A 14,700-nucleotide genomic window follows, 5' to 3' on the forward strand; every position below is an offset into this window, starting at 1 on the left:
CATTCCATATTCTGTCGCAGGTTTCGTCCGTCGGTGAGCTTCTCGGTGGTGGCTACAGGCCCTCGGGGGCGCCGAGCACGGCCGAGACTCGGCGGGCAGCGCGGACTACTTTGGTGCCGAGCTCCGCCAAGCGCTCGTCGCTGTCGAGTCGGCTTGATGGGCCCGCGATGCTCATTGCGGCGCACACGATTCCGGAGAAGTTGAAGATGGGCGCCGCGACACCGCGGATGCCATCCCGGTTCTCGCCCCGGTCGATGGCGTAACCGCGTTCGCGAGTCTCGGCGAGGTCGCGGTACAGCTGGTCGAACGATGTGATGGTGTGGGCGGTGCTCCCGACCAACGTCTCGGGAAGGCGTTCCCTGCGCTGGTCGCTCGGGAGCTGCGCCAGGATCGCCTTGCCGATCGCGGTCATGTAGGCCGGGCGAGTGTCTCCCACCTTGCTGAAGATGCGAATCGGCTTCGGGCTGTCCACGAGCTCGATGTAGACGACGTCCTTGCCTGTCAGGACGCCGAGGTGCGCGGTCTCGCCCGATCCCGCGACGAGCTCCCGGAGGACCGGCAGCGCGGCCCGACGGTAGTCCAGGCGGCTCAGGTACTCGGCTCCGAGCTTCGCGGTCAGCATGCCGAGCGAGTAGACGCCGAGCTCCTCGTCGAAGTGGAGCATGTCGCGTCTTGTGAGCGTCAGCAGCATCCGCTGGGTGGTCGCCTTGCTGTAGCCGAGGATGCCGGTGCATTCAGCGAGCGTCACGCCCGGCCGGGGTGCAGCGGCGATGTACTCGAGGATGTCCATCGCCTTCTCGAGGCTCTGTGTTCCCGTCACCCGCTCTGCTGAGGTCAGTCCTCCAGATGAGATCACTCGATCAGTCATGGACTTCCGTTCTTTCTGGGCGGGCTGTCGCCGCTGAATGGTGATCGGCAGTGCTCCGGCACATTTTACAAAGCTGCAACGAATTTTCTATTGCAGGTGGTCGCGAGCTTATGGGACAGTGTTTCAAATTTCAACGCGAGTCAGTGGGCTTGGCGCGCGGCTCCGCTCAGAAAGGTGCATGACGAATGGGCGCATTCCCCCTCGACCCGGTCAGCCAGCAGGACCTCGCCTCGGTACCCCTCGGCCCAAGCGCCAATCCGGCACGCGTGATCTCCGGCGCCCCCCAGGCGCAGGAGCTCATCCTCCACGAGGACGCGACGACCGAGATCGGAGTGTGGGAGGTCAGCCCAGGTAGCTTCCATTCGAGCAAGATCGGCGTCTCCGAGTACATGTACTTCCTCAGCGGGGCAGGAACCATCACCAGGGAATCGGGGGAGGTCGTCCCGTACGGCCCCGGTGCCTACGTCTCGTTGCCGGATGGCTCGCACGTCGTGTGGGACGTGACCGAGCAGAGCCGCAAGCTGTACGTGATCACGCAGTCACCGGCATGACCGTGCTCAGTCAAGAACAAGGGCCGACGATGTCCCTGAACACGACCGGAATCCCAACCCCACGGCCACCGAAGCGGTCGGCGTTCGACCTCGCGCGTCTCCCAAAGATTGCGCTGGCCCTCGCGGCGACCGGCTTCTTCGTGATCTTCTTCTTCTGGCCGCTCTTCGATGTCCTGCTCCGCAGCCTCAGCGTCGACGGCGTCATGGACTGGGCGAACCCGCAGCTCACGCTCGAGCACTACCTGCGTCTCCTGCAGGACGACTACCTGCACCTCGTCGAATGGCGCACTGTCGTGCTCGCCTTCAACTCGACCGTCATCGCGCTGCTGCTCGGCTTCCCCGTCGCCTACTTCATCTCGCGCTTGCCGGGCAAGGCCGCCGGCGTCGTGCTGCTCCTGGTGCTCATCCCATTCCAGGTGTCGATCGTCGTACGCCTCTTCGCGTTGACATCGATTCTCAGCCCGAACGGACTCCTGAGCGAAGCCAGCCAAGCCGTCGGCGGTGAGAGCTTCTCCCTGCTCTACACGCAGGGCGGCACGCTCGTCGGCACCGTCATGTACCTGCTGCCATACATGATCCTCATCCTGTACTCGGGCATGACGAGCGTCGATCACAACGTCATCCTGGCGGCACGAACGCTGGGCGCCAGCGGCGTGCAGACCTTCACCAAAGTGTTCCTGCCGCTCGTGCGCACCTCGATCCTCAGCGCGTCGCTGCTCTGCTTCATCCTCGCGCTGAGCTTCTTCATCGTCCCCGCCATCCTCGGAGGCCCGCAGGAGCAGACGGTTGCCGTCTACATCCAGCAGCAGATCGATCTCTTCGAGTGGGGCGTGGCCTCCGCGCTCGGCATCGTGCTGCTGCTCGCGACGCTCATCCTCTACGTCGCCGTCATCCGAATCGGCGGAGGCTTCCAAGCACCGGGCCTCGGGGGTCAGGCCAAGGGCGTCAGCCAGGAGCAGCGCTTCAAATGGACCCCCGGCACGGTCTTCACCGGCGCCATGACGCTCATCGCCCTCGTCGTGCTGCTCCTCCCGGTGCTCATCGTCTTCCCCCTCTCGGTGGGCGAGACGCAGACCGTGGTGTTCCCGCCTCGCGGCTTCACACTGGAGTGGTACGGGGATGTGCTCACCACGACGACCTGGCTCAACCCCATCGTTCGCAGCCTGCTTGTCGCGACCCTCACCGGGATCTGCTCCACCGCGCTCGCGCTGTACCTTGCGCGCGTGGTCCAGACTGCGAAGTCGGAGCGCACGAAGGTGCTCGTGTCCGGGCTCGCCTTCGCGCCGATCATCACCCCCGCGATCCTGCTCGCCATCGGCATCTACGCCGTGGAGCTACGCCTCGACCTCGCCGGCACCATCCCCGGCCTCGTCTTCGCGCACACCCTCGTCGCGTTCCCGCTCGCGTTCGCGATGATCAACACGTCGCTCGCATCTCGCGGCCTCGACCTCGAGACGGCGGCCTGGACCATGGGCGCCTCTCGAACGACGGCGTTCTGGACGGTGACCATGCGCGGCATGATCCCGGTGCTCGTGGGTGCTTTCGGGCTCGCGTTCATCACCTCCTGGGACGAAGTGGTGCTCGCGCTCTTCCTGCAGACCGGGCCAGTCAAGACGCTGCCCGTCACCATCTACCAGTACCTGGAGAGCGGCATCGTTCCCACGGTCCCCGCGATCGCCGCGATGCTCACGCTCCTCGTTGTCGCGGTCATCGTCATCCAGCGCATCATTCAGTCGCGAAAGGCCGCGGCCGCGGCCTGCGCAGAGAAGAAATGAGAATCGACATGTCGTCCACGAACGCAGACGCTCCCGCAGGTGGCAAGCGCGGCGAGGTCAACGTCGACAAGGTGACCTGTGACTTCAGCGGTAACCGGGTCCTCCACGAGACCGACCTCACCGTGCGGGCTGGAGAGTTCTTCACCCTGCTCGGACCGTCGGGTTCAGGCAAGACCACACTGCTGCGCATCATCGCAGGACTCATCGACTTCACGGCAGGCCGAGTGTCGATCGACGGCTCCGACGTCACCAAGCTCCCAACGCAGCAGCGAGACATCGGGTTCGTCTTCCAGAACTACGCGCTCTTCCCGCACCTCACGGTGGCGCAGAACATCGCCTTCGGTCTCAAGTTGCGGAAGGTCCGCGGTCCCGCGCTCACGAAGCGAGTCGACGAGATCCTCGACCTGACCGAGCTCGGCAGCCTCAAGGATCGCCACCCATCGCAGCTCTCGGGAGGGCAGCAGCAGCGGGTCGCTCTCGGGCGGGCACTCGCGCAGCGACCCCGCGTCCTGCTCCTCGACGAACCGCTCGGAGCTCTCGACCGCAGGCTGCGGCAGGACCTCGGATCCGAGATCCGTCGCATCCAGCAGGAGTCCGAGACCACGGCGATCTACGTCACCCACGACCAGGAGGAGGCCTACATTCTCTCCGACCGGATGGGAGTGATGGAAGCGGGGTTCATCCGCCAGGTCGGAGTTCCTCGCGAGGTGTACAGCGCCCCGACGAGCGCCTTCGTCGCCAACTTCCTCGGCGAGACCAACACGTTCCCCGGCGAGGTGGGCGGGCATGAGGCGGGTGCCACCGTCGTACGCGTCGGCGACTACGCCGTCACTGCGACAGGGCAGCCCGCCCTGAAATCGGGGGAGCTCTGCACGCTGAGCGCGCGCCCCGAGCAGATCCGCCTGAGCACTGGCCTCGCCACCGTGCCTGCTGGCTTCGAGCCCGTCGCCGACGTGACCGTCACCGAGGCCCGCTTCTTCGGACAGACCATCCGTGTGCGCCTCTCCGACGTGAACGGCTCCTACCTCGTCGACCTCGACTCGTCCGAATCCATCCCCGAGCCCGGGGCGCCAGCAGTGATGAGCATTCGTTCGCACAGCGCCGTGGTTCTCCCCTCAACCCGCTAACCGAATCCAGAGAAGGAACAACCATGCAGAAAAGACTGTCCAGGTTCACCTCCATCGGCGTCCTCGGCCTCACCGGAGCTCTCGTGCTCACCGCCTGCAGCTCCGCAGGCACCGACAGCGCGGGCGGAGAAGCGGGTGCGCTGTCCGGCGACGTCCTCTTCTACGACACCAGCGGCGGCGACGTATGGGAGGGGCTCAACGAGACCCTCTTCGCCGACTTCACCGAGGAGACGGGGGTGACCGTCACGGACGACTACAACGAAGCCTCCACGAAGTTCTTCGCCGCAGCCCAGAACGGCGCCGTCGACTGGAGTCTCGTTTTCCTGCCCTCGCTCAGCGACGCGCAGGAAGCCGCCGAGAACGGCTATCTCGCCGAGATCGACACGAGTATCGTGCCGGTCGACAAGCTCGTTGACGGCACCCACTCGGAGACGGGCATCGAGGTCGGCACGTTCGGGATGGTGCTCGCCTGGAACACCGAGAACTTCCCGGCCGACGCGCAGCCGCAGACGTGGAACGACCTCTACGACACGCAGGCGTTCCCCGGCAAGCGCTGCTTCTTCAACAACCCGCAGTACGGCTGGACCCTCGAGTCCGCGTTGCTGGCCGACGGCGTCGCCGCCGACGAGCTGTACCCGCTCGACGTCGACCGCGCCCTGGCGAAGCTCGACACCATCAAGAGCGACATCACCTGGTGGTCGAGCGGCGCGCAGTCGATCGAGAGCTTCGAGAACGGCTCGTGTGACCTCGGCATCGTGTGGGCCAACCGTGCATCCGTTGCGGCGCAGAACGGCTTCCCCATCGACGTCAGCTGGGACCAGGCCGGCTACGCGAACAGTGTCTGGGCCATCCCAGCGGACGCACCGAACCCGGAAGCGGCTCAGCACCTGCTGAAGAGCGTCATCGAGAACACCGAGGGGCAGATCGCCTTCGGCTCGCGCGTGCCGACCCCGATCCCGGCGGCCACCAAGGGGCTGGGAGTCGACGGATTCGCCGCCGAAGTTCAGCCGTTCCTGCCGGTCGGCGAGAACACGGCCACCGCGATCACGCTCGACGCCGACTACTACAAAGCCAACAACGCTGACCTGACCGACCAGTTCAACCGCTGGGTCGCGCAGTAATCACCTGCCGAGGCCCGGGGGAACATCCACCCTCCCGGGCCTCGCACCCTGTCCCAACGCAGAGAGAAGGAACCATCGTGAGAATCGTCTGCATCGACGGCGAATCGCAGTACTACGACATCGTGAAGCGCGATGTCATCGAACCGCTCGCCGTGTCTGGCCACCAGCTCGACTGGTTCGAGGAGCGCTTCGCCGACGCCGACGCCACCATCGCGAGAGCGCAGGGCTACGACGGCGTCTACATCATCGGTGACCAGGGTCCGCTTCCGGAACGGTTCCTGTCCGAGGTGCCAGGACTCAAGCAGGTCAGCTTCGTGGGCACCGGCGCTCACCGATTCGTGAACGTCGCGGAAGCCGAGCGACTCGGCATCACCGTCACCAACGTTCCTGACTTCGCCAGCCGCAGCGTCGCCGAGCACGCCATCGCGCTCATGTTCGCGCTCGCCCGGCGCGTGCCGGAAGGCGACCGCATCGTGCGCGCCGGCGACTGGCAGAAGAACCAGGGCATCAAGCTGCGCGGCCGCGTGCTCGGCGTCGTCGGAACCGGCGCCATCGGTCGAGAGGTCATCGACATGGGTCACGCCCTCGGGATGGAGGTGGTGTTCTGGAACCGCACAGAGCGGCCCGAAGCCGAGGCAAAGCTCCCCGCACGTCGCGTGACCCTCGAAGAACTGTTCCGAGTGAGTGACGTGGTCTCACTCCACCTCACCCACACGCCGGAGACTGAGGGCCTCATCTCGGCCGAACTGCTGAGTTCCCTGCCCAGCAACGCCATCGTTATCAACACCGCCCGCGACGAGATCCTCGACAGGGACGCGCTCCTCGCGCTCCTGCGCGAGGAGCGCATCTTCGGCGCGGGGCTCGACGTGTTCGAATCCGAGCCACCACAGCTCGACCAGCTGCCCGTCGAGCATCCGAACCTCATCCTCACCCCGCACATCGGCTTCCACACCGACGAAGCCGACGAGGTCTTCGCCATCGCGGGGCAGAACATCGTCGCGTTCGCCGAAGGCGCCCCGCGCAACGTCGTGCGCAGCACCACACTCTAGCCAGCAGCATCCGACATGAAGGAACCAATGGACATCCGCCACGCCACCCACCCCGACGAGCTCACGCACATGAGCGACGAGCAGCTGCGATCTCGCTTCGTGATCAGCGACCTGTTCGTCCCAGGCAACGTCTCCCTCGTCTACAGCCACGAAGACCGCATGGTGCTCGGAGGCGCGACGCCGATTCCCGGAGCAGCGCTCGACCTCGAGACACCCGCGGAGCTCCGGGCCGACTACTTCTGCCAGCGCCGGGAGCTCGCCGTGACGGGACTCGGCGGGCACGGCACGGTCGTCGTCGACGGCACCCGCTACGCGCTCGGTCACATGGACGCGCTCTACATCGGTCGCGGCGCACGCGAGATCTCGTTCGAAGCAGACGTCGAAGGCACCCGCTTCTTCCTCTCCTCCGCCGTGTCAGGCGAAGCGCACCCCACCACCCTCATCCCGAAGGCCGAAGCCCTCACGACCGAGACCGGTGAGGTGGAGCACGCGAACCGGCGCATCGTGCGCAAGCACATCCACGAGGACGGGGTGCGCAGCAGTCAGCTTGTGCTCGGCATCACCGCGCCCGAGACCGGCAGCGTCTGGAACAGCATGCCGCCCCACACCCACGACCGCCGCACCGAGGTGTACGCGTACTTCGACCTCGACGAGAACGAGCGGGTCTTCCACTTCATGGGGCTGCCAGGCCAGACCCGCCACGTGCTCCTCAAGGACGGCGACGTCGTCATCTCCCCGGCCTGGTCGATGCACTTCGGGGTCGGCACCACCAACTACTCGTTCCTGTGGGTCATGGCCGGCGAGAACCAGTCGTTCGCCGACATGGACCAGATCACGGTGCCGCAGATCTAGTCGCGGGGTGCGTCCGCCGCACGCCGACAAGTCGTCACACGAGGCTGCGCCTGGAGTTCATCGCTCCGGGCGCAGCCTCTTCGGCGTGGTGCCCTGCGGGGATACGTCGAACGGGGCGGTCGCAAAGCAGGGAGTCGTTCGACCTGAGTGTTGATGCACGATTGTGGCCGACCGAGCTCTCTCCTAGGCTCGTCCCATGAGGGCGACTCGTGTGCTTGCCGTGCTGGGGGCATCCGCCGTGTCGCTCGCCGGGTTCGCGGGGTGCATGAGCGAGGTGACGTACACGCGGAACGGCGTCGAGGTCACCCCGGATGCGGAGCTCGTCGAGTCTGGCTACGCCGACATCGACCCCTGCAGCGCGATCTCGGACGAGACGCTGAAGGCGGCCGGATTCGCGTCGCCGTCAGCTGCCCAGACGCTGTCGCCGGACCCGGACTGCGAGTGGCGCGACGGCATGAAGTCGGCGCCGACGCTGCTGCTGTGGGTGGATGGGCCCACCGAAGCAGACGAGCTGTCGGAGCTCATCGAGGTGAGCGGCGTCGAGGTCGAGGTGTACTTCCAAGCGGGCGCCTCCGGCCGCTACGTGGCCCGGTTCGACGACCTCACGCTGACCCTCAACGCCGACCTCGAACTCGAGGGGGAGTTCGACGAGAACTCCGACGCGTTTGGCAAAGACATTCTCGCGCGCGGGCTGACCGATGCGATGGAGGCATACGGGAAGGTGTAGGGGCGGGCGCGAGCCGCACGATCAGGTCGGCGTAACCTGAGGCGTCTCCTCGAGGGGGGACGCGTCCAGTCGCTCCCCGACGATCGCCATCGCTCGCTGCTGCACGGGGTTGAGCACCGAGGCCGAGTACTCGTCGAAGAGGCCGGCCGCGTCGGTCAGGTCGAGCTCCGGCGCATCCGCGCGCAGCGAATGGACGACCTGCGCGAACGTCGCGACGAAGCGGTCGATGAAGGCGTCGAGCGTGTCCTCGCTGGTGTGCTCGCCGAGCTGGTGGAACTCGGCGGTGATCGCGACGATCTGCGGCACCAGCTCGGGATCGCTGAGCTGCTCGTAGTAGCCGACCAGGTGCGGCATCCCTTCTTCGCCGACGAGGTGCGCGAGAAGCACGGTCTGGTCGCGGTCCATCTGCTCGAGCTCGGGGGAGAGGTGGCCCGAGAGGGTGCCCATGAAGGTGGCGAGCTCCGGCGGCAGGTCGGGTGTCGTGGGGAGGCCGCGCAGCTGAGCGATGAGGGCCCGCTGCGCGGCGAGGCACTCGATCTGTGCCGCGAGCTCGGCGTCGAGGCGGTCGAGCATCGCGGGCGTCTCGGCACCGTCTTCGTCGAGGAGGCTCGGCATGTCCTCGAGGGCGATGCCGAGTGCGGCCAGGCGGCGGATGCGCAGCACCCGGATGAGATCGTGCACCCCGTACTGCCGGTACCCGTTCGAGGTGCGGGGCGGCTCATCCAGCACCCCGACCTGGTGGTAGTGCCGCAGCGCGCGCACCGTGACGCCGGCGCGGCGGGCGAGCTCACTGCTGTTCATCGCACACCACCCGAGTTCACGCTCGCTGCTTGGGGTTCCAGTCTACGAAGCGGGCGGGCGGCGAGGCCGTAGGCGAACGCGCATCCCCACGCCCCGAACAGCACAAGCGCGGCGGCGTTGACACTCACGTACTCGGTGAGCACGGCCGCGAGCATGATGCCGACCGAAGGGGCCGCCGTCGTGAGCGCGTTCTGGGTGCCCATGATGCGGCCGCGCAGCTGCTCGGGGATGCGCTCGATCATGAGCACGCCCATGAGGCTGCCGAAGAGGCCGCTTGCGAGGCCCATGACGAAGGCGCCCGCGAACACGACCCACACCGAGGTGAGGAGGCTGATGAGTCCGATGCCGATGGTCGTGCCGATCATGCCGACCACGAACCACGCGCGGCGCGGGCCGCGGGTGCCGGCGATCGCGTAGGTGCCGCCGCCGACGAGCATGCCGAGGGCGAGCGCGCTGAGCACGAATCCGAGGAGCCCCGGCTGGTCGACCTGCGTGAAGTAGACGGGCAGCACGAGCCCCTGGAGTCCGGCGAGCACGAGCACCGACACGAGGCTGAGCGCCGTGGTGGCGACGAGGAAGGGACTGCGGAACAGGGCCCGCCAGCCGTCGCGCAGCTGCGACCATCCGCTGCCGACCGGGGCGGATGCGCGCGTGCCGTCGTCGGCGACGATCTGACCGACCGCCCTCGGGATGAGGAGGGTGGCGAGGGCGGCGAGGAGGGAGGTGGCGGCGGTGATCCAGAGCACGGTGGAGCCGTCGAAGAGCACCATCAGGGTTCCGGCGGCGGCGGGGCCGATGAAGATGGCGACGGCGCTGAGGCTCTCGCGCACGCCCATGAGGCGTTCGGAGCTGATGTTGCCGTGGCGCACGATGGCGGGGAGCAGGGCTTCGCGGGCGGTCATGCCTGGCACGTCGCCGAGGGACCCGATGATGCCGAAGAGGATGAACCAGCCGAGGTTGAGGCCCGAGACGAGGTCGATGATCGGCAGGGCTGCGATCGAGGCGGCCGAGATGAGGTCGGTGACGACGGATGAGGTGCGCCGGTTGATGCGGTCGATCACGACCCCCATGACGAGGCCGGCGAGCACGGCCGGGATGGCCGTGGCGGCCGCGACTGTGCCCGCTCCGAGAGCGCTGCCCGTCGTCGACAGCACGATGAGGGGGAGGGCGATGCCGGCGATCGAGTTGCCGAGCAGGGACAGGACATGCGAGGTGAGGTAGGTGACCGGGAGGAGGTTCATGCGGTCAAGCAGAAACTATGACGTTGGGGCGGGGTCAAGTGGCCCAGCGGCTGCGCCCTGCGGGGGGCCGCCGGTGGCTTCAGCGCAACTTCGGTGCTTCGATGGAGGAAACGCTCATGCGGGCGCGAAAGGCTCGACCCTTCAGAACGACTGCGGCCCACCTGCTGTGAGGCTGCATCTCGAAGAAAGGAAGAACTCATGAGCCTTCGGAAGAAAATCGGATCCGTTGTTGTCGCAGCCGGACTTCTGGGCGGGGTCAGCGTTGCGCTCGCTCCAGCCGCGAACGCGGCCACGCACCGTCAGATGGTCTATGGAAGCACGCTCTACGAGTGCCAGAACAGCCTCAACAACGCGGCGAACACCTACGCGAACGCTGGCAAGGACATCACCGGTGTCGACAGTTGCGTCAAGAACACCCAGACCGCTGGCGGCTTCAACAACTATTACGGCTCTGTGCTCTGGGACATCTGATCCCCCGCCGGCGGCTGCACCTCCATCCCCCGCCACGCCACCTCGAGTCCCGCGCGGCACCGAGCGCGCGCGGCCGGGTCGTCGAAACGGTCGCCGCGAACGACGAGCTGGTAGTAGAAGATGCCGGCGATGAGGTCGAAGCACGCGTCGACGTCGAGGTCAGCGCGCAGCGACCCCTCGGCGACGCCGGCGCGCAGCGCGTCTTCGATCGGTCGGCGCCGCACGGAGACGTGCGACTCCCAGTAGGCCTCCTGCAGGGCACGGTCGCTCATGACGAGACGGATGCGCTGCCGGAACCGCTGGTCCGGGTAGTTGGTCTCGTCGAGCTCGGCGGACGCACCCATCAGGAACTCGAAGATGCGAGCCCGCAAGTCGCCGGGCTTGGCGAGGGGTGGGGGCACCGTGCGCCCGACGTCGAGGGCGTCCGCGATGAGGGTCGTCATCGACGGCCACCGTCGGTAGAGGGCCGCCCGACTCACGCCGCTCCGCTCGACGACCCGCGACACCGTCACGGCCTCGTCGGCGTCGATGATCGCGAGCGTAGCGGCGAGGATCTGCCCGTCGAGTTCCTCGGTGCGGGGCCGACCGGGGCCACGCCGAGCCTCGGCATCCTCGCCCGCGGCCGGGTGCGCCGCGGCGCCCGCATCCCGTTCCGCAGATGCGGGCGCCATGGCCGTTGCGGTAGACGTCACGCCAGCGCCTTCGCGCGGAGCTGCGTGACGGTCGCGTCGGTGAGTCCGGCCGCGCGGAGCGGCGCAAGCGGGTCGCCGTGGCGCTCGCGGAGACGCGCGAGCAGGATTCGCATCGACACATCCATGGGTTCGGCCTCGTCGAGGAGGGACCCGTTGAGCTTCGACACCTCTTCGAGGTCCATGCCGAACTTCGCGAGCAGCACGCTCATCGTCGGGCCGATGCGGGTGAGGATCGCGCCCATGTTGGCGTCGGTCTTCGCGTAGTCGCGCACGATGTCGTCGTCCGCTGCGCCGAGCGCGAGGAGCAGCATCGCGGCGAGCACGCCCGTGCGGTCGCGGCCGGCCGCGCAGTGGAAGGCGGTCGCGCCGGGGGAGACGGCGATGATGCCGAGCGCCGTCGCGAGCTGGGGCGCGGCCGTCTCGACCATGAGCGCGTACATCTCGCCCATGCCTGCGTGCGCGCTCCGGTGCTCGTCGGCGGTGGGGATGCCTCCGCCGACGCTGCCCATGAGGGGCAGGTGGTGGTAGGCGACGGCGTGCGCGGCGAGCGGGCCGCGGCCCGTGAGTGCGACCTCGTCTGCGGTGCGCAGGTCGATGACCGAGGTGAGCCCGCCCGCGGTCAGCTCGCGCGCATCCGCTTCGGTGATGACGGACAGGTCGTCGGCGCGGATCGCGAGGCCCTCACGGAGGGTGCCGCCGGCGATGGGGGTGCCGCCGAGGTCGCGGAGGTTGACGGGTGCGGAGAGGGTGATGTCGAGCGTGGCGGTCATGTGAGTCGCTTTCGGATGAGGGCGCTGCCCTGGTCGATCAGCGTGACGAGCACGATGATGCAGATGATGATGGCGCTGAGGTGTCCGTAGTCGTACATCTTCATCGCCGTGGTGAGCTCGAGTCCGATGCCGCCGGCACCGACGAGGCCGAGGATGGTGGCGCCGCGCACGTTGCCTTCGAAGAGCAGCAGCGTGTACGAGACGAGCAGCGGGGCAGCCTGCGGGAGCACCCCGTACTGGATGAGCTGGCGGCGGGATGCGCCGACGGCCTGCATGGCGGACATGGGCCCGCGGTCGACGGATTCCATGGCCTCGGCATAGACCTTGCCGATGGAGCCGATCGAGCCGAGCGTCATGGCGAGGATCCCGGCGAACGGCCCGAGGCCGACGGCCGAGACGAACATGAGCGCGAACACCAGGTCGGGCACCGAGCGGATGATGTTCATCACCCAGCGGGCCGGGTAGTACATCCACTTCGGGGCGATGTTCGACGATGCGGCGAACGCCATGAACAGGGACAGCACGGCCCCGAGGACGGTGCCGACGATGGCCATCTGCAGGGTCTCGATGAGGAGCGCGAAGATGGTGCCGAACTTCGAGAAGTCGGGCGGGAACAGGCGCGAGAGGAACTCGCCCATGTTGATGGCCCCGTCGCCGAGCTTCGCGAAGTTGAACTCGGCGCCCGCGAACGACCACAGCAGCACGATGACGGCGACCGGGATGCCGAGCATGAAGCGCGCTCGCGGGATCGAGAAGGCGCGTTCGAGGCGGTCGCGCTCGGCGGTCGTGAGTGAGGGCGTTGTGGATGCGCGGGGCGGCTTAGGCGCGGTGGTGGTCATCGTGGGCCTCCTCGTCGTCGTAGAGCACGGAGAGCTTGTCGGCGTCGAGCGCGCCGGTTGGCGCGGAGACGAGCATCTCGCCGTGGCGGAGGCCGATGATGCGGTCGGTGTGGCGCAGCGCGAGGGGCAGCACGTGGAGGCTGACGAGCACGGGGATGCCGTCGCGGGTGGCGATGTCGCGCAGCAGTTCGAGCACGGAGTCGGCGAGCTTCGGGTCGAGGGATGCGACGGGTTCGTCGGCGAGGATCACCCGCGGCTGCTGCATGAGGGCGCGGGCGATGGCGACGCGCTGCTGCTGGCCGCCGCTCAGCGAACGGGCGGGGTCTTTCGCCTTGTGGGCGATGCCGACGCGGTCGAGCAGCTCCATCGCGCGTCTGCGGTGCTCGCTGCTGAAGCCGCCGACGATGTTGATGGGGCCAGCGCTGTGGAGGGTGCCGGTGAGCACGTTCGTGAGCACGCTGAGGCGGGGGATGAGGTTGAACTGCTGGAACACCTGCCCGACGCCTGCGCGCAGCTGCCGAAACTCGCCCCGCCGGAGGTTGGTGACATCGTGGCCGGCGACGCGTGCCGTGCCGCCGGTGATTGGGGCGAAGCCGGTGAGGCTGCGCATGAGTGTCGACTTGCCGGAACCGGACGCGCCGAGGAGGGCGACCATCTCGCCAGGGTGCAGGTCGAGGTCGACGCCGTCGAGCACGGTCGTCTCGTCGTAGGCGACCCGGAGGCCGCGCACGGTGACGAGGGGGAGGCGGGCGAGCGCATCCATGTCGCTGGTGGTGTTCGTTGCGGCGTTGGGCGCCGTGCTTGTGATGGGTGCCGGGGCGAGGTTCGTCATTCGAGGTCCTCGAGCTGGACGCCGGCGACGCCTGCGATCTCGACGAAGCCGTCGAAGACGGAGGGCTCGGGGTCAACGGAGACGGGGAGTCCGATGAACCCCGAGCCGAGGGCGCCGAGGGCCTCGGCGTTCTCCTCGACGAAGACGGCCTGGATGGCGTCCTGGATGATGGTGCGCTTCTCGTCGCTGAGCTCGGGGCTGCCGAGGACGCTGCCCATAACGGGCATGGGCGCGCTCTCGCCGACGCCGCGCCACTCGCCGTCAGCGAAGGGGAACATGGGTGCGCCGAGCTCGGTGAGCATGATGGAGGTGCAGGCGGCGTCGACCTGCCCTTGTTCGAGGGCCGCGAAGGAGCCCTCGTGGCCGCCGGCGAAGATCGCCTCGTAGTCGGTGCCCTGCTCGAGGCCGGCCTCGTGAAGCATGTGGACGGGCATGAAGTACCCGGAGCTGGAGGCCTGGTCGGCGAAGGCGACGGTCTTGCCTTCGAGGTCGGTGAGTTCCTGCACGGGGGAGTCGTTGAGGACGACGCAGGTGGAGACGGGGTCTTCGCTGCCCTCCCAGGCGAGCAGCGCATCCACTTCACCCGTGTTGACGGCGAGGGCGGAGGGGAAGCCGCTCATGATGCCCATGTCGACGTGGTCGGCGCGGATGGCTTCGACGACGCTCAGGTAGTCGGGCACGTCGGTGACCTCGACCGTGTAGCCCGTCTCGGCTTCGAGGAGCTCGACGAGGGCGTCGATGGGGTTGGCCTGCGTGGGGTCTTCGCCGAGGGGGATCGTGGCGATCGTGATGGTCGTGTCGTCGGCGGTGGCCTCAGCCGTCTGGCAACCGGTGAGGGCGAGGGCGCTGACGCCCATGATGCCGAAGGCGAGGAGCGGTGAACGGCGCATGTTCGGGGTCCTTCCGAGGGATGCTCCCGGGATTTCGAGAACACCGGTATGCAAACTCGCGAAGGTGACCGGCAATTACGAGACCGGTGGACTG

Annotated in this window: 16 protein-coding genes; 8 read left to right on the plus strand and 8 right to left on the minus strand. The window is 67.7% G+C overall.

Annotation, left to right across the window (positions count from 1 at the left end):
• Positions 1-52 precede the first annotated feature (52 nt).
• Positions 53-868, minus strand: coding sequence for an IclR family transcriptional regulator (locus HDC34_RS12850; protein WP_179557281.1), 816 nt, complete (start codon positions 866-868; stop codon positions 53-55).
• Positions 869-1,053: 185 nt separating this feature from the next.
• Between HDC34_RS12850 and HDC34_RS12855 the strand changes: the two genes are divergently transcribed.
• The 7 genes from HDC34_RS12855 to HDC34_RS12885 all read left to right on the plus strand — a co-directional run bounded on the left by HDC34_RS12855 (position 1,054) and on the right by HDC34_RS12885 (position 8,070).
• Complete coding sequence (locus tag HDC34_RS12855; protein WP_179557282.1) at positions 1,054-1,419, plus strand: cupin domain-containing protein; 366 nt, start codon at positions 1,054-1,056, stop codon at positions 1,417-1,419.
• A 29-nt stretch (positions 1,420-1,448) separates the two neighbouring features.
• Positions 1,449-3,194, plus strand: coding sequence for an ABC transporter permease subunit (locus HDC34_RS12860; RefSeq protein ID WP_179557283.1), 1,746 nt, complete (start codon positions 1,449-1,451; stop codon positions 3,192-3,194).
• Between the two features lie 8 nt (positions 3,195-3,202).
• Positions 3,203-4,321 (plus strand): ABC transporter ATP-binding protein, encoded by a 1,119-nt coding sequence (locus tag HDC34_RS12865; RefSeq protein ID WP_179557284.1) that lies wholly within the window; start codon positions 3,203-3,205, stop codon positions 4,319-4,321.
• Positions 4,322-4,344: 23 nt separating this feature from the next.
• Positions 4,345-5,442, plus strand: coding sequence for an extracellular solute-binding protein (locus tag HDC34_RS12870; protein WP_179557285.1), 1,098 nt, complete (start codon positions 4,345-4,347; stop codon positions 5,440-5,442).
• A gap of 77 nt (positions 5,443-5,519) precedes the next feature.
• Positions 5,520-6,491 (plus strand): 2-hydroxyacid dehydrogenase, encoded by a 972-nt coding sequence (locus HDC34_RS12875; RefSeq protein WP_179557286.1) that lies wholly within the window; start codon positions 5,520-5,522, stop codon positions 6,489-6,491.
• A gap of 15 nt (positions 6,492-6,506) precedes the next feature.
• Positions 6,507-7,343 (plus strand): 5-dehydro-4-deoxy-D-glucuronate isomerase, encoded by an 837-nt coding sequence (gene kduI, locus HDC34_RS12880; RefSeq protein WP_257023289.1) that lies wholly within the window; start codon positions 6,507-6,509, stop codon positions 7,341-7,343.
• A gap of 196 nt (positions 7,344-7,539) precedes the next feature.
• Complete coding sequence (locus HDC34_RS12885; RefSeq protein WP_179557287.1) at positions 7,540-8,070, plus strand: hypothetical protein; 531 nt, start codon at positions 7,540-7,542, stop codon at positions 8,068-8,070.
• A gap of 21 nt (positions 8,071-8,091) precedes the next feature.
• Here the strand turns inward: HDC34_RS12885 and HDC34_RS12890 are convergent, their stop codons facing one another.
• Both HDC34_RS12890 and HDC34_RS12895 read right to left on the minus strand, forming a co-directional pair.
• Positions 8,092-8,871: a MerR family transcriptional regulator gene (locus HDC34_RS12890; RefSeq protein WP_179557288.1), complete on the minus strand. Its 780-nt coding sequence runs from the start codon at positions 8,869-8,871 to the stop codon at positions 8,092-8,094.
• Complete coding sequence (locus HDC34_RS12895; protein ID WP_179557289.1) at positions 8,868-10,112, minus strand: MFS transporter; 1,245 nt, start codon at positions 10,110-10,112, stop codon at positions 8,868-8,870. Before HDC34_RS12895 ends, HDC34_RS12890 begins: the two co-directional genes overlap by 4 nt.
• Positions 10,113-10,310: 198 nt before the next feature.
• Between HDC34_RS12895 and HDC34_RS12900 the strand changes: the two genes are divergently transcribed.
• The gene (locus tag HDC34_RS12900; protein WP_179557290.1) at positions 10,311-10,583 is read left to right on the plus strand and encodes a hypothetical protein; all 273 of its coding nucleotides are present in this window, start codon (positions 10,311-10,313) and stop codon (positions 10,581-10,583) included.
• On the opposite strand, the gene HDC34_RS12905 is transcribed toward HDC34_RS12900, so the two are convergent.
• From HDC34_RS12905 to phnD, 5 genes are read right to left on the minus strand one after another with little or no spacing between them, the layout of a single operon-like run.
• Entirely contained in the window at positions 10,556-11,275 is a 720-nt protein-coding gene (locus tag HDC34_RS12905; RefSeq protein ID WP_308807346.1) for a TetR/AcrR family transcriptional regulator, read from the minus strand. The genes HDC34_RS12900 and HDC34_RS12905 overlap by 28 nt on opposite strands.
• Positions 11,272-12,045 carry a tyrosine-protein phosphatase gene (locus HDC34_RS12910; RefSeq protein WP_179557291.1) on the minus strand — a complete coding sequence of 258 codons (774 nt, stop codon included), beginning with the start codon at positions 12,043-12,045 and terminating at the stop codon, positions 11,272-11,274. Before HDC34_RS12910 ends, HDC34_RS12905 begins: the two co-directional genes overlap by 4 nt.
• On the minus strand, positions 12,042-12,884 hold the full coding sequence (gene phnE, locus HDC34_RS12915) for a phosphonate ABC transporter, permease protein PhnE (RefSeq protein ID WP_179557292.1): 843 nt from the start codon (positions 12,882-12,884) through the stop codon (positions 12,042-12,044). Before phnE ends, HDC34_RS12910 begins: the two co-directional genes overlap by 4 nt.
• Positions 12,865-13,716, minus strand: a complete 852-nt coding sequence (locus tag HDC34_RS12920) for a phosphonate ABC transporter ATP-binding protein (RefSeq protein WP_179557293.1) — start codon at positions 13,714-13,716, stop codon at positions 12,865-12,867. The genes phnE and HDC34_RS12920 overlap by 20 nt, the downstream gene beginning before the upstream one ends.
• Positions 13,713-14,606 (minus strand): phosphate/phosphite/phosphonate ABC transporter substrate-binding protein, encoded by an 894-nt coding sequence (gene phnD / locus HDC34_RS12925; protein ID WP_179557294.1) that lies wholly within the window; start codon positions 14,604-14,606, stop codon positions 13,713-13,715. The genes HDC34_RS12920 and phnD overlap by 4 nt, the downstream gene beginning before the upstream one ends.
• Between the last annotated feature and the right edge of the window lie 94 nt (positions 14,607-14,700).

It is taken from the genome of Pseudoclavibacter sp. JAI123, from assembly GCF_013409665.1.
Lineage (GTDB): Bacteria > Actinomycetota > Actinomycetes > Actinomycetales > Microbacteriaceae > Pseudoclavibacter.

Excerpts from the sequence above, each read along its gene's own strand:
- HDC34_RS12850 (WP_179557281.1), bottom strand. The coding sequence starts at position 868 with ATGACTGATCGAGTGATCTCATCTGGAGGACTGACCTCAGCAGAGCGG.
- phnE (WP_179557292.1), bottom strand. The coding sequence starts at position 12,884 with ATGACCACCACCGCGCCTAAGCCGCCCCGCGCATCCACAACGCCCTCA.
- HDC34_RS12870 (WP_179557285.1), top strand. The coding sequence starts at position 4,345 with ATGCAGAAAAGACTGTCCAGGTTCACCTCCATCGGCGTCCTCGGCCTC.
- HDC34_RS12910 (WP_179557291.1), bottom strand. The coding sequence starts at position 12,045 with ATGACCGCCACGCTCGACATCACCCTCTCCGCACCCGTCAACCTCCGC.
- HDC34_RS12895 (WP_179557289.1), bottom strand. The coding sequence starts at position 10,112 with ATGAACCTCCTCCCGGTCACCTACCTCACCTCGCATGTCCTGTCCCTG.
- HDC34_RS12885 (WP_179557287.1), top strand. The coding sequence starts at position 7,540 with ATGAGGGCGACTCGTGTGCTTGCCGTGCTGGGGGCATCCGCCGTGTCG.
- kduI (WP_257023289.1), top strand. The coding sequence starts at position 6,507 with ATGAAGGAACCAATGGACATCCGCCACGCCACCCACCCCGACGAGCTC.
- phnD (WP_179557294.1), bottom strand. The coding sequence starts at position 14,606 with ATGCGCCGTTCACCGCTCCTCGCCTTCGGCATCATGGGCGTCAGCGCC.
- HDC34_RS12855 (WP_179557282.1), top strand. The coding sequence starts at position 1,054 with ATGGGCGCATTCCCCCTCGACCCGGTCAGCCAGCAGGACCTCGCCTCG.
- HDC34_RS12920 (WP_179557293.1), bottom strand. The coding sequence starts at position 13,716 with ATGACGAACCTCGCCCCGGCACCCATCACAAGCACGGCGCCCAACGCC.
- HDC34_RS12890 (WP_179557288.1), bottom strand. The coding sequence starts at position 8,871 with ATGAACAGCAGTGAGCTCGCCCGCCGCGCCGGCGTCACGGTGCGCGCG.
- HDC34_RS12900 (WP_179557290.1), top strand. The coding sequence starts at position 10,311 with ATGAGCCTTCGGAAGAAAATCGGATCCGTTGTTGTCGCAGCCGGACTT.
- HDC34_RS12860 (WP_179557283.1), top strand. The coding sequence starts at position 1,449 with ATGTCCCTGAACACGACCGGAATCCCAACCCCACGGCCACCGAAGCGG.
- HDC34_RS12865 (WP_179557284.1), top strand. The coding sequence starts at position 3,203 with ATGTCGTCCACGAACGCAGACGCTCCCGCAGGTGGCAAGCGCGGCGAG.